The following is a 14,469-nucleotide window of genomic DNA, read 5'->3' as shown; positions in this document are numbered from 1 at the left end:
TCTTCTTAAAGCTGCTCCGATTTGATAAAACGACTCAAAAAAGCAGCCCCCCAACCACATTAGGCCACCAATGGCGAGGGTTACCAAGCCTATATAAGCAAAAACCTTCGTATAAATTAGCAATGACTCCATTCCCGGTTTTACATTGACTGGCAAAGCCGTTAAAGAAGCCACTGATGCACCTATAAAACCAGCAATAGAGGAAGTTAAAAACCACATTCCCATCACAAACCCAACAATGTGCCCAGGAACTAATTCAGCAACCATCGCTACACCTAAAGCAGATACGAATAATTCACCTGTGCTCTGAAAAAAATAACTGGCTACTAACCACCAGGATGAAACCATACCCCCGTCATCATGTAAATATCGGGCAAAATACAATAAGGTAAAACTTAAACCACAACAAAGCATCCCTACCGCAAATTTATAAGGAATAGAAAAGGACAATCCTCTTTGCTGTAATTTATGATAAAGCATCGCCAATATAGGACTCATTACAATAATCCAAATTGGATTTAGGGCTTGAAAACTCTGTGGATCAAGAGTAATACCCAGCAAAGTTGGTTTAACATTATTAACAGCAAATAAATTTAAGGAGGTAGGCATTTGCTGGTATAGTGTAAAGAAGACTATCGCTTCCAGCATCAAGGCCAAGGCCACCAGCATCCGAATACACGCACTTTTGTTTTCACGACGCATATAGAGCAAATAAATACCAATAACCACTGCTGTAATTAGCCATACCAAACGTCGTGCAAACAACACATGCTGCAATAAATAAGAGGCAATAAACGTGGCAAATATTATTCCAAGTACCACAAAACACCAGTGCGAAAAGGGAATGTCTTTTTTATCAGTACTCGTATTGATATTAGCGACGTGTTGGCGTTGAAACCAATAGTTAGCTAAACCTAGAACTAAACCTATAAAACTAACAAAGTAGGCATAAGCATAACCAAGACTACTCGATAAAGCGGGTCCAATAAACAAGGCAAAGGTGGAACCTAAATTGATAGCCATGTAATAAAGGGTAAATCCACCATGCAATCGAGGATCATTTTTCTCATAACATTTGGACAATAAACTGGAAGGATTCGCCTTAAATAAGCCATTACCTACACAAACAAGGCCCAAGGCTAAAAAAACCTGCTCTTTATTAACTAAAGCGAGCGCCAGATAACCTAGAGCGAGTGTTATTAACCCTAATACAATTGTGCGTTTGGTGCCTAATATTTTATCTCCAAGATAACCACCCAACGCAACCATACCATAGACTAAGGCGGAAAAAGCCCCAAACGTATAATAGGCTTCACTGTCGTTAAATCCCAGAAAACGAATGAAATATAACGTCAAAATACCTTGAACGGTATAAAAACCAAAACGCTCCCAGATTTCCAACATGAAAATCATGCGAAAAGCAGGTGGCTGTATACGAAACAAGGCCAGCATTTTTACTCTTTATCTGGAAAATTAAAATCAAAACGCTATACCACTTTGTCTGTGAATGCAAACCCAGTAATCATATGTCTTCTTTTCTAATTTTTGACTCATAAGACTGCTCAGCACTCTTGCCAAGCCCTTTGTGAGTCACTATATTTCTATAATCTATCAAAAAATAAGTAGTTATGGCTAAAAAAGCCCTTTATTTGGCAGGTGGCGGCGCCCGTGGCGCCTATCAAGCAGGTGTATTAAAAGCCATCGGTCATATTTTACAAGTGAAAAAACTTCCGTTTGAAATGATTAGCGGTGTCAGCGTCGGCAGTATTAATGCTGCCATCTTAGCGGAGCAAGCCCACGATTTTCCTGCTGGCCTTGAAAAACTGGAAGCTATTTGGAGTGAAATTCACTGTCAAAAATTTTTAATGCCAGTAATTATGAACTCGGTAAATCCGTGTTACGTAATCTGAGTCATTTAATTGTGAAACAACGCCAATCTGGGCACCTTCTTGATACGACTCCTTTGCGGGAATTTATCACCAATAGCATCAATTTCGAACTTATAGAAGATAATATAGGCAGTGGCCAATTGGAAGCGATGGAAGTAATTAGTCATTGCTATGAAACCCAGCAAACCATTTCCTTTTATCAGCATGATCATCTTTCGTTTGAAGATTGGCATTATCCCCGTCATATCAGTCAACGTGCAACACTGAGCATGGAGCATATTTTAGCTTCCAGTGCACTGCCACTATTTTTTCCCACTGCAAAGATTGATGGTTTTCACTATGGGGATGGGAGTATAGGATTGGTTTCACCTTTACGCGGAGCAATCCGTTTTCAAGTTGAGCGTATCCTGATCTTAGGTACACGCCCATTACCAGTGTTTACTGATCCGGACATGTTACGCAATGGCGACATTGGCTTTGCCCGAGTTTTAGGTGGGATGTTAAATGGCTTATTTCTCGATAACCTTGATCGTGACATTGAAATGGTAAACCGGATGAATGATATCGCACGTCTACTTTCGATGTGGAAAAAGCGCCATTCCCCTTGGCGTCCCATAGAAACACTTCATCTAAGACCAAGTGTTGATGTCGCGGCCATGGCACAAGCGCAGTATTTGAACATGCCTGCTTTGCTTCGTTTTTTGCTGAATGTTCTGGGAGCCAAGGATCACTCGGGTGATTTACTTAGCTTTTTACTCTTTGAAAAAGAATTCACACGCGAATTAATCGAATTAGGTTATAAAGATACGCTTGCAACTGCGACTGACGTCATCAAATTTTTTGCGTAGCTTTTAAAGCCATTAATACGGGCCCTGTATCTGGCCTTATCCCATGCCAAATAAAAAACGATTCTGCAGCTTGCTCTACCAACATCCCTAAACCATCAACTGCCTGACAACAACCCTGTGCATGCGCCCATGCCACAAAGGCAGTCTCTCCTTTAGCACGATAAGCCAAATCATAACAACAGGTTGCTGCCTGAAACAGCAAGGCAGACAATGGTATTGTCTTTTCTGTTAAGCTAGCTGAAGTAGCATTAATTAGCACATCATATTCTGCTTGTAAGTCGGTCAGGCGGCAATAACGTATTTCGGGAAAATCAGACTGTAAGCTCGCTGCCCTTTCCTCTGTTCTATTAGTTACTGTTAGCTGAGCTATGTTGGCTGCTACTAATGGAGCAATAATTCCTCGCGCAGCTCCACCTGCTCCTATCAGGAGAATTTTTTAGCATTTAAATCAAGATAACGACTTAAATCTTTTATCAAACCTATACCATCCGTATTATCGGCATATAGACGCTCTTTCTCCATCCATAACGTATTAGCCGCTTTTGCTTGCTGACAACGGGGAGTAGTTAAGTCTGCCATCGCAAAGGCCCGTTGTTTAAAAGGTAAAGTAATATTTAATCCCCGCCCGCCTTGAGCAAAAAAATCCGTTACCTGGGATTCAAAAGCATCGTCAGCAACTAACATTTTTTCATAACTCAACTGCTTCCCGGTTTGCTCAGCAAAACACTGATGAATGAAGGGAGACAAACTATGGGCTATAGGATTACCCATAACAGCATAACGACTCGACATATCAGTTCTCTCTATATGTTATTTAAAGGAGGTTGCGTGTTTTGCCGATTTTATGGCAAAACACGCAACCTCCAGCACACTACTTTTCGTTAGGCCAAACTTTTTACAACAACCTCTTGAAGATCGCGTGATAAATTCTGCTTAGCCAACTGTGTCAGTTGTTGTTTCATGAAGGTTTGTCTTGTTTGATCAAAACGACGCCAGCGGGTAAAAGGCGTTGCCAGCCGTGCGGTAATTTGTGGATTTATCTTGTCCATTTTAGCAAGCATGTCACCCAAAAAAGCATAACCACTGCCATTAGCAGCATGAAAATGACGCGGATTAGCCTGACAAAATGCGCCTAATACTGCTCGCACCTTGTTTGGATTTTTGATGTTAAAAGCAGGGTGTTGCAGCAAAATCTTTACTCGTGCCAAGGCATCTGGCAGTTCGCTACTAGCCTGTAGGGCAAACCATTTATCAAGGACAAGCTCATCTTGAGACCATTGACGATAAAAACTATCAATGGCTTGTTCACGAACAGTACCCTGCATACAGTTATTCAATAAGCCAAAACTAGCAATCTGATCAGTCATGGTACGTGCTTTAACAAATTGCTGATGACATCGCTCCAGAGTGTTTTTCTCGTCGGCTTTCATCATTAACCACAAACATAGATTCCGTAGTTTTCTTTGTCCAAAAGCACAAGCATCCATAGCGTGTTTCTCTTGCTGCCATAAACTCTCGTATATTTCAGACGTTTGTTGTAAAAGATGTTTGCCCAATTCAGCGCGGAAGAAATCACGTGCTTTCTCTACAGCATCAACATTAACCAGCGTTAAATCAGCAATAACCTCTTCAAAACTTGGCGGCACTAGAATTTCAGCACGCAACGCCAAATCCAATGACTCATCAACCAATACATGGCGATAAGCAGCAATGAGCAGTGTCGGAATTTCCCATGATTTTTCCGGGGTGTTGAGGTAACTATGGATACATTGCAGTGCTAAACATTGCGCTGCATCCCATTTTGCATAACCATCGGTTTCAAAACGTAATAAAGCAAGCAGTTCTTCTTGGCTTTTTTCGCGTTGTAATTTCACTGGCGCTGAAAAGTCACGTAATAAGGAGATAATCGGTTTACCGGGCAACCCGTCGAAATGAAATATTTGCTGTGCTTCACGTAACTCCAAAACGTCTTGCTTTAAAGGCATGCGTTGACCATTAAGATCAAAGAGCGCTATCCGAAGAGGAATATGGAAAGGCTTCTTATTCTGACATTCCGGTGTTGAAAGGCATGATTGGATAAGCGTCAAACTCAGGCGACCGTGACTATAATCACTCTTTACTTGCACTTCAGGGGTTCCAGCTTGACTATACCAGCGTTTAAATTGACTGAAATCAACGCCATTGGCATCCTCCATGGCAGCAACGAAATCATCGATTGTTACTGCTTGCCCATCATGGCGTTGAAAATATAAATCCATTCCGCGACGAAACCCTTCCTTACCTAGTAAAGTATGTTGCATGCGGATCACTTCAGCCCCTTTATTATAAACAGTAGCCGTATAGAAATTATTAATTTCTTGATAAGACTCTGGCCGAACCGGGTGAGCCATCGACCCAGCATCTTCAGGGAACTGTGTATTACGTAATACTTTCACATCCATAATGCGGTTAACATCACGGGAATTCATATCACGTGAAAACTCTTGATCACGAAAAACAGTCAATCCCTCTTTCAAACTTAATTGAAACCAGTCTCGACAGGTAACGCGATTACCAGTCCAATTATGAAAATATTCATGCCCCACTACACCTTCAATATCGGCAAAATCCTGATCTGTTGCCGTATCAGGCCGAGCAAGAATGTACTTCGAATTAAAAATATTCAAGCCTTTATTTTCCATTGCTCCCATATTGAAATCACTGACAGCAACGATCATGAAAATAGCCAGGTCATATTCCCGGCCATAAACCTCTTCATCCCAACGCATTGCTTTCTTTAAAGAATGCATAGCATGCCCACATTTATCTTCATTGCCTGGTTCTACATAAATCCGTAAATCAACTTTTTTTCCCGAACTAGTCACAAACTCATCTTTGACACAAGCCAAATCACCGGCAACTAAAGCAAACAAATAAGAAGGTTTTTTGAAAGGATCCTGCCAAACAACCCAATGCCTGCCATTTTCTGAATCACCAGCATCAATTAAATTGCCATTAGACAGTAAAACGGGGTATTTTGTTTTATCCGCACAAATACGTGTGGTATAGGACGCCAACACATCCGGTCGATCGGGGAAAAAGGTGATCCGACGAAATCCCTCCGCTTCACATTGAGTACAAAACAGTTGATTAGAACGATAAAGACCAGACAATTTACTATTATCCTGTGGGCAAATTCGAGTCACCACTTTTAAGGTGAATTCTGCCGGACATTGCTCAATCAACAGATCGCCATCTTGCAAACGATAAGCAGCGTTGCCAAGGATTTCCCCGTTTAGATGCAAACTGATCAAGTCAAGTTCATCACCATACAAATGTAAAGCCCCGTCAGCTTGCCGTTTTAGTTGCATTTCATTTGTGATCAACGCATGATCATCATGTAAATCAAATTCAAGAGCAACTGTATCTACTGTGAACGCAGGGGCTTGATAATCTTTCAGATAAATAGTCGTGTCTGGCATGAACTTTGCTCCGGTATCGAAAGGGTAACAAACAAAAAATAATAGTTTGATTATGTGCAATTTTTTAATATTTTTATATAAAAAGACTCTATACTAAAGCTAGGGAGACAGTATCTCGCTTTTACAAGTCTAAGAGTTTATGAGCGAAATGCAAAATTATAAAGTAAGAAAGAGCGTTTTTTCCCACAAAGGGATTCAGTAAAAGGGGATGACTTTATGAGCACACAAGATTTTTTAGCAGGTTACACAAGACGCTTTGTAGACAACAAAGAAGAGGAGTTAAGTCTGGATGAGTACCTGGAACTGTGTCGTACAGACCCTGCCGCTTATGCCAATCCAGCTGAACGATTATTATTGGCTATTGGTGAACCAGAGATAGTCGACACCCGCCACGACCCTGTGTTATCTCGCTTGTTTTCCAATAAAATTATTCATCAATACCCTGTTTTAAAGAATTTTTGGCATGGAAGAGCCCATTGAACAAATCGTTGGTTTCTTAAAACATGCCGCGCAAGGCCTGGAAGAAACTAAACAGATCCTCTATTTATTAGGTCCTGTTGGCGGTGGAAAATCATCACTGGCGGAAAAATTGAAAGATTTGATGCAGAAAATTCCTTTTTATGCCATCAAAGGCTCACCCGTTTTTGATTCGCCACTATCGCTCTTTAACCCGGAAGAAGATGCGGAATTACTCTATGAACGCTATGGTATTCCATCACGCCATCTACGTTATATCATGTCTCCTTGGGCAGTGAAGCGTTTGCAGGAATTCAATGGCGATATCAGCCAATTTCGTGTAGTAAAAGTTAAACCTTCGCGCTTGAAACAAATTGCCATCGCCAAAACTGAACCTGGTGATGAAAATAATCAGGATATTTCATCTCTCGTAGGTAAAGTCGATATTCGCAAACTGGAAGAATTTTCCCAGGATGATCCGGATGCTTATAGTTATTCTGGTGGCCTGTGTAGAGCCAACCGTGGGTTGTTAGAATTTGTCGAGATGTTTAAAGCCCCGATTAAAGTATTGCATCCTTTACTGACAGCTACTCAAGAAGGAAATTACAATGCCACTGAAGGGTTATCTGCAATTCCTTTTGAAGGCATTATTCTGGCACACTCGAATGAATCAGAATGGCAATCATTCCGTAACAATAAAAATAATGAAGCCTTTATCGACCGTATCAATATCGTTAAAGTGCCTTATTGCCTGCGCGTTTCTGAAGAAATAAGGATTTACCAAAAATTGCTAGATAACAGTTCGCTAAAAGAGGCTCCCTGTGCACCAGGAACACTGGATATGCTAGCGCAATTTTCAGTTTTGACTCGGCTAAAGGAACCACAAAATTCCAGTATCTATTCCAAAATGCGTGTGTACAATGGCGAAAGTTTAAAAGATACAGATCCTAAGGCAAAATCTTACCAGGAATACCGTGATTTTGCCGGTGTCGATGAAGGTATGAGTGGAATTTCCACCCGCTTTGCCTTTAAGATCCTGTCAAAAGTATTCAATTTTGACCATTCTGAAGTTGCTGCCAATCCCGTCCATTTACTCTATGTACTTGAACGGCAAATTGAACAGGAACAATTCCCTCAAGAATTACATGAAAAATATTTAACCTTTATGAAGGAATATTTAACCGCCAAATATGTTGAATTCATTGGTAAGGAAATCCAAACAGCCTATCTCGAGTCTTACTCTGAATATGGGCAAAATATTTTCGACCGCTACATTACTTATGCTGATTTCTGGATCCAGGATCAAGACTATCGCGATCCGGATACTGGCGAAATTTTTGATCGCGGCTCACTTAATTCTGAGTTGGAAAAAATAGAAAAACCGGCTGGTATTTCCAATCCTAAAGACTTTCGTAATGAGGTTGTTAATTTCGTATTACGGGCACGTGCTAATAATCATGGCAAAAATCCCGTATGGAATAGTTATGAGAAATTGAAATCCGTCATTGAGAAAAAAATGTTTACCAATACGGAAGATCTGTTGCCGGTGATTTCCTTCAATGCTAAAGCCTCAGAAGATGATAAGAAAAAACATGAGGAATTTATTGCACGCATGGTAGATAAAGGTTACACCCGTAAACAAGTAAGATTGCTCTGTGAATGGTATTTGCGAGTGCGTAAATCGCAATAACAAATCTAAGTTTGTCTTATAACGCCGAATGAATTATTCGCTTACAAGACAACCGCCGATAAGGATGTAGTTATGTCGCAATTGATTGACCGACGACAGAACGCCGGCAAGAAAAGCACGGTTAATCGCCAACGCTTTCTTCGCCGCTACAAAAACCAAATTAAGCGTGCCGTATCCGATGCGGTGGGTAAACGCAGTATTACCGAAATTGATCAAGGCGAACAAATCAGTATCCCGGCTAGAGATATTTCCGAACCACGCTTTCACCGTGGACAAGGTGGGCGAGTAGAAAGAATCTTACCCGGGAATGATGAATTCATGGCTGGGGATAGAATTAAACGACCCAGTAGCAGCAGCGATGGCGGTAGCGGCAGCCAAGCGTCTAACAGTGGTGAGGGTGAAGACGAATTTGTTTTCAATTATCACGAGAAGAGTTCCTTGAATTATATTTTGAAGATTTAGAACTTCCTGATCTCGTAAAAAAGAATTGGCACGTATGACTACTTACAAAACCATACGCGCCGGAGTAACTAGCAGCGGTATTCCTTCCAATATTAATGTCATCCGCTCCATGCGCCAAGCCACCGGGCGGCGGGTAGCTTTAGCATCGCCCCATAAACGTGATCTACGCCTTGCAGAAGAAGAATTAGCACGTCTGGAAGCCTCTCCTAATCCAGATAAATTGGATCGCCTGCGTTTACAAAGTGCAATTGAGTTTTTGAAAAAGAAAATCAATGCCGTCCCTTTCATTGATACAATTGATTTACGTTATAATAATCGGGTACGCATTCCTGCCCCATCAACACAAGCCGTTATGTTTTGTGTGATGGACGTTTCAGGCTCCATGGACGAAGCCAAAAAAGATATTGCTAAACGTTTTTTCATTTTGCTGTATCTGTTTCTAACTAAAAATTACGAAAAAATTGAACTGGTTTTTATTCGTCATCATACCTCCGCAAAAGAAGTTAATGAAGAAGAGTTTTTCTATTCACGCGAAACAGGTGGTACCGTCGTCTCCAGCGCCCTGGAATTATTGAGTACTATTATTGACTCACGTTACCCAGCTGCTTCCTGGAATATTTACGTTGCGCAAGCTTCTGACGGCGATAATTGGAACGCTGATTCGCCCTATTGCCAGGAATTATTACAAGAAAAAATCATGCCCTTGCTGCAATATTTCGCTTACATTGAAATTATGCCACGCCATCATCAAAGCTTGTGGGAAGTTTATCAACAAGTACGGAATCAGTACCCTAATTTTGCCATGGAGAATATCGATAATATCGCCGATATTTATCCTGTATTTCGCGAATTATTCAAAAGGAAAACCGCATGAGAAAGAAACCTTTATCCACCGGCGCTGAATGGACCTTTGAATTGATTCAAGCCTATGATAAAGAAATTGCGCGCCTGGCCAAAGAATTCAAATTAGATACCTATCCCAATCAAATTGAAATCATCACCGCCGAGCAAATGATGGATGCTTACGCTTCAGTAGGGATGCCCATTGGTTATCATCACTGGTCTTTTGGTAAACATTTTGTTGGCGTAGAAAAAAGTTATAAGCGAGGACAAATGGGTTTAGCTTATGAACTGGTTATCAACTCCAATCCTTGTATTTCTTATTTGATGGAAGAAAATACCATGGCAATGCAAGCTCTTGTGATAGCTCATGCCTGCTATGGACATAACTCCTTTTTTAAAAATAATTATCTGTTTAAAATGTGGACCTCCGCAGATGCCATCATTGATTACCTGGTCTTTGCCAGAAACTATATTAGCGAATGCGAAGAACGTCACGGTATTGATGAAGTCGAAGCTATTCTTGATGCCTGCCATGCCTTAATGAACTACGGTGTCGATCGCTACAAACACCCAACAGGTTTATCGATTCAAGAAGAAAAAATCCGCCAACAAAATCGCGAAATGTATATGCAATCGCAGGTCAATGAATTATGGCGTACTATTCCACAAAGCAAACAAGTCGACGCCAATGGCCACAAAAAACGTTTCCCGGAAGAACCCCAAGAAAATATTCTCTATTTCATTGAAAAGAATGCCCCACTGCTAGAATCCTGGCAGCGTGAAATTGTTCGTATTGTCAGAAAAATTGCGCAATATTTTTACCCCCAAGGACAAACCAAGGTTATGAATGAAGGTTGGGCTTGTTTTTGGCATTACACGCTTTTACATGCTCTCTATGACGAAGGTCTAGTAACCGATGAATTCATGCTGGAAATTCTGCAAAATCACACCAACGTTATCATGCAACCGGCTTTCAATAGTCCTTATTTCAGTGGTATAAATCCTTACACACTGGGTTATCATATGATGCAAGATATTAAACGTATCTGTGAAAACCCCTCTGCTGAAGATACACAATGGTTCCCCTACTTAGCCAACACAGATTGGCTAACAAGTCTTGATGCCGCCATGCGTAACTTTAAAGATGAAAGTTTTATCGCTCAATATTTATCACCGCGTCTAATACGTGAAATGAAATTATTCCATGTTGTCGATGATGACAGGCATCCTGATTTAATGGTAGGCGCTATTCATAATGAACAAGGTTACCAGCAGATCCGTGAAGCCCTTTCTCGCCAGTATAACCTAAGTTATTTGGACCCAGACATTCAAGTATACTCTGTTGATATGGAAGGAAACCGCTCGTTAACTTTGCAGTATAAACAGCAAAATCGCACTCCCCTTGGTGAAAATACCAACGAGGTATTAAAGCATCTCCATTCACTATGGAAATTTCCAGTCATTATGCAAGCGGTTGATACACAAGGGCAAATTACCGCTGAATACCATTGTCCACCGTTACCGACCAATAAGCACAGTGCCAAAGAAGTACATTAAAGTTACAGATCTAAACCTACAAGGTTAAAAAGAATATAGGGTAGCCTTGATGGAGTCTACGACATCAAGGGAAAGGAAAAATAAACCCTGTGAAGATTTAGCAAGTTTAAACAATGGAAAAAGCAATGGTTAACTATCGCAGAGATAAAACAAAAGGCGGTACCTATTTTTTACTGTCACTTTACGAAATCGCCACAGCAAATTACTGGTAAAACACGCGGCCTTATTAGGGGAGGCCATGCGTAAAACACGCCAGGAAAATCATTACGAAACTCTAGCAATAGTCTTATTGCCAGAGCATTTACATACTATATGGCAATTGCCAGTTGGTGATGCTGATTATTCTACACGCTGGAGAAAAATAGAACGTTACTTTACAGAAGCACTCTTAGAAGAAGGAATAGTGCTACATAAAAATCATCACGGTGAATATGATTTATGGCAGCGGCGATTTTGGGAACATCGAATTCGCAACGAACAGGATATGGCACAACATATCGATTACATTCATTACAATCCAGTGAAACACGGCCTTGTGAAGCAAGTATCCGATTGGCCTTACTCAAGTTTTCATCGTCATGTGCGTCGAGGAGTATTAGCTCTTAATTGGTGTGGGGTAATAGAAGAGAGTACAGGTTCTTTTGGCGAATAGACCAAACCCTGATGTCGCAAAAGCTCCATCAAGGCTACAGAAACCAAATAGAAAGTAGCCTTGATGGAGGCCACGACATCAAGGAAAACAACATTCATTATGCAAACAGGGCAGGCCATGCTTGGGAGGATTTTATGCGAAAAAATAATACGTATTAGGAAAAGCCGCTAGCTGTCACTAGCGACTTTTATTTAGGCAAAATCAATAGTCTCATAGAGTCGCTATTGATCTTATTGATGGGGTTTAACCTATCAACAGTAAGTCTAGCTCAAATAATGAAGACAGACAAAACTCTTATCGATAAGTTTTTCAATGGCTCTTTTTGGAGAAGATTATGAGAAATCATAATACTACCCGAGATGGGTTTCCTTTTGAGTTTTTAACGCGTATTGCCGTATGGCAAAAAGCATCCTCTATTCTTGGATATGCGGAAGCGGAATGGCGAATCGATGCCTATGGCAATTTGATGAAATACTCAGATTATGGCGATATAAATTCTAACTACGGCTGGGAGATTGATCATATTTTTCCTGTTTCTTTGGGAGGAAAGGGTATGTTATCGAATTTACAGCCCTTACAATGGAGAAAAAATCGCCTTAAAGGGAATAGTTATCCTTATTTTGGCTAAAATTCAAGGCCGCTTTTTAAATCGGCCCCTTTAAATCACCTTTAATCAAGCAAGTCAGGATGGGCAGCAATAATATCCTGCCATAGAGGCTGAAAACTGGCCCATCCAGCCAAAGGAAATCCAACAGCGTTATTCCTGGTTCCCAAGGCTACTTCTCGCTTAATCGGTTCAATTGTATGACGCGTTGATTCGGCCAGTATTTGCATTTGACAACAACGTTCCATAGAAATAAACCACCAAACTGCCGCCTCAACAGTATCCGCAACCGTGAGTAAACCATGATTTTTCAGAATAACCGCTTTATGCTCTCCTAATGCCTTGGCTATACGTTCGCCTTCTGAAAGTTTGACCACCACGCCAGTATAATCATCAAATAGACTATGATCTTCATAAAAAGCACAGGCAGATTGACTAAGAGGCTCCAATAAGCGCCCTGTTGTAGACCAGGTTGTCCCATAGAGTGAATGCGAGTGGGCAGCAGCGATGACATCCGATCTCGCTTGGTGGATACTTGAATGGATAGCAAAAGCGGCTCGATTAAGTCTGCTATGCTTACCTTCAATAATTTGGCCCTCATCATTACATAAGATCAAATCGGACACTTTGATTTGGTTAAAAGAAAGGCCTAAGGGATTAAGCCAAAAATAATTTGTATGTTCAGGATCTCTAACCGTAATATGCCCAGCTACGCCTTCATTGAGTCCCAGCTTGCCAAAAATCCGAAAGGCTGCAGCTAATCGTTGTTTGCGGTGAAGGCGCTCTTCGACTATAGATTCTTTTTGCACTACAACATGGCTGTATCGCTCAGGATTTTTTATAGGCATAAAGATTATTGTTTGCTATTAATTAAACGTTAGCAAAACAATAGCTTGGTTTAGCAATGGGAGCAACTATTTTGTCATCGCTGCCAATAGTAATCGCTCTCCCTTATGCGGCTCCTTACCATGCATGCATGAGTAATTATCAACAACCATAAGATCACCGACTTGCCAAGAAGTAGATACGATATTTTTCTTAATGGCAAAATGCATTAAGTCCGCTTCTTTCTTTGATATAGGTTCACCATCGCCATAAAAAACAACATAGGGCAGAAAATTTCTATGTGACAGAATAAAGCGTGCAATAGGATTTTTGACTGTACGATTTATGGCAACAAAGCTCTTATTATAATACAGGTTATTGTGGGCGGCTTGATTGAACCAAACCACTTTATTACTAATAGGATGACGGCGGCAAGCAGGTAGCCCTCTTTCTGTAATTAAGCCATTCCCTTTAGACGTCCACCTAAATTGCAAATTCAGATTATGCAAAATCTTCTCGAGTTCGTTTTTATCTTCTGTTTGAAATGCGCTCATCCATGTTCTGCAATTCAGGCCTTTACCGATGAGTCGAACGAATTTCTGCCTAAGCCCTTTACCATAAAAAAATGGCGATATAACATCCCTTTGGCTTCTAATTTTTGCTGTAAAGAATCCGGAAGGGAAAGCCATATTTTGTGTCCGTCAGCTAAAGGAGTATTTCCTCCGAACTCAGGGGTTTTTAAGGAGTTAAAAAAATGTAACTTGGAAATTCAGGATCATAAGATTTTTCATTATGCATAGGGACACTAAAACTTTCATGGATGTTGACTGAAGTATAGATACCCTCTTGAATTTTAGTGCGAGGAACTGCACACAAATCATAATTGAAAAGCATACCTAAGGAGCAGGCACTAATAACAACTGCGAATTGCTCGGCTGAATTAACATGAAATCCGCGAAACCTAATCGCTCCATATTGCAACAATTGTTCTTTAAAAAATGCATTTTCCTCATTAAGAAAGTGGATTAATGTATCCACATTTGCCTGTCTCTCAGATGTGGGCTGAATTAATAGAGGTAATTTTTCTCTGCTTAAGAAGGTATAAGTGAAATCAAAATTTGCCATAAATTATCCGTATGACTCATGAAGAAAACTATCCATTATACAAAGCGGGCATCAACT

The 14,469-nt window shown here is 40.6% G+C and carries 10 protein-coding genes and 4 pseudogenes; 6 read left to right on the top strand and 8 right to left on the bottom strand.

Going from position 1 to position 14,469, the window contains the following annotated elements; genetic code table 11:
* On the bottom strand, window positions 1–1,452 hold a 1,452-nt coding region (locus BN58_RS22240; RefSeq protein WP_019215892.1), incomplete at its 3' end, for an oligopeptide:H+ symporter.
* Between the two features lie 176 nt (window positions 1,453–1,628).
* On the opposite strand from BN58_RS22240, the pseudogene BN58_RS22235 reads away from it, so the two are divergent.
* Window positions 1,629–2,737 (top strand): annotated as a pseudogene (locus BN58_RS22235) (patatin-like phospholipase family protein).
* On the opposite strand, the gene BN58_RS36820 reads toward BN58_RS22235, so the two are convergent.
* The 4 genes and pseudogenes from BN58_RS36820 to pepN form a co-directional block, all read right to left on the bottom strand.
* Complete coding sequence (locus BN58_RS36820; protein ID WP_019215891.1) at window positions 2,721–2,996, bottom strand: hypothetical protein; 276 nt, start codon at window positions 2,994–2,996, stop codon at window positions 2,721–2,723. The pseudogene BN58_RS22235 and the gene BN58_RS36820 sit on opposite strands and share 17 nt — an antisense overlap.
* A gap of 33 nt (window positions 2,997–3,029) precedes the next feature.
* A pseudogene (locus BN58_RS36815) lies at window positions 3,030–3,131 on the bottom strand (hypothetical protein); the annotation flags it as partial.
* 29 nt (window positions 3,132–3,160) lie between these two features.
* Entirely contained in the window at window positions 3,161–3,529 is a 369-nt protein-coding gene (locus BN58_RS36810) for a hypothetical protein (RefSeq protein WP_019215890.1), read from the bottom strand.
* Window positions 3,530–3,618: 89 nt separating this feature from the next.
* Window positions 3,619–6,198 carry an aminopeptidase N gene (gene pepN / locus BN58_RS04885; protein ID WP_019215889.1) on the bottom strand — a complete coding sequence of 860 codons (2,580 nt, stop codon included), beginning with the start codon at window positions 6,196–6,198 and terminating at the stop codon, window positions 3,619–3,621.
* Between the two features lie 216 nt (window positions 6,199–6,414).
* Between pepN and BN58_RS22225 the strand changes: the two are divergent.
* The 5 genes and pseudogenes from BN58_RS22225 to BN58_RS04855 all read left to right on the top strand — a co-directional run bounded on the left by BN58_RS22225 (window position 6,415) and on the right by BN58_RS04855 (window position 12,486).
* Window positions 6,415–8,344, top strand: a pseudogene (locus BN58_RS22225) (PrkA family serine protein kinase).
* 72 nt (window positions 8,345–8,416) lie between these two features.
* Window positions 8,417–9,680: pseudogene (locus BN58_RS22220) on the top strand (YeaH/YhbH family protein).
* The gene (locus BN58_RS04870; RefSeq protein WP_019215887.1) at window positions 9,677–11,206 is read left to right on the top strand and encodes a SpoVR family protein; all 1,530 of its coding nucleotides are present in this window, start codon (window positions 9,677–9,679) and stop codon (window positions 11,204–11,206) included. The pseudogene BN58_RS22220 and the gene BN58_RS04870 overlap by 4 nt, the downstream one beginning before the upstream one ends.
* A 205-nt stretch (window positions 11,207–11,411) precedes the next feature.
* Window positions 11,412–11,858: an REP-associated tyrosine transposase gene (locus BN58_RS22215; protein WP_083852103.1), complete on the top strand. Its 447-nt coding sequence runs from the start codon at window positions 11,412–11,414 to the stop codon at window positions 11,856–11,858.
* A 334-nt stretch (window positions 11,859–12,192) separates the two neighbouring features.
* Complete coding sequence (locus BN58_RS04855; protein ID WP_019215884.1) at window positions 12,193–12,486, top strand: HNH endonuclease signature motif containing protein; 294 nt, start codon at window positions 12,193–12,195, stop codon at window positions 12,484–12,486.
* Between the two features lie 41 nt (window positions 12,487–12,527).
* Here BN58_RS04855 and BN58_RS04850 read toward each other — a convergent pair whose 3' ends face one another.
* The 3 genes from BN58_RS04850 to BN58_RS35755 all read right to left on the bottom strand — a co-directional run bounded on the left by BN58_RS04850 (window position 12,528) and on the right by BN58_RS35755 (window position 14,412).
* On the bottom strand, window positions 12,528–13,310 hold the full coding sequence (locus BN58_RS04850) for a class II aldolase/adducin family protein (protein WP_019215883.1): 783 nt from the start codon (window positions 13,308–13,310) through the stop codon (window positions 12,528–12,530).
* Between the two features lie 66 nt (window positions 13,311–13,376).
* The gene (locus BN58_RS35760; RefSeq protein ID WP_269570095.1) at window positions 13,377–13,841 is read right to left on the bottom strand and encodes a TauD/TfdA family dioxygenase; all 465 of its coding nucleotides are present in this window, start codon (window positions 13,839–13,841) and stop codon (window positions 13,377–13,379) included.
* A gap of 184 nt (window positions 13,842–14,025) precedes the next feature.
* On the bottom strand, window positions 14,026–14,412 hold the full coding sequence (locus BN58_RS35755) for a TauD/TfdA family dioxygenase (protein ID WP_332247929.1): 387 nt from the start codon (window positions 14,410–14,412) through the stop codon (window positions 14,026–14,028).
* Window positions 14,413–14,469: the final 57 nt, after the last annotated feature.

Origin of the sequence: Legionella tunisiensis, assembly GCF_000308315.1 — a bacterium.
In the GTDB taxonomy this organism is placed as follows: domain Bacteria; phylum Pseudomonadota; class Gammaproteobacteria; order Legionellales; family Legionellaceae; genus Tatlockia; species Tatlockia tunisiensis.
This window is presented reverse-complemented; position numbering and strand designations above follow the sequence as displayed.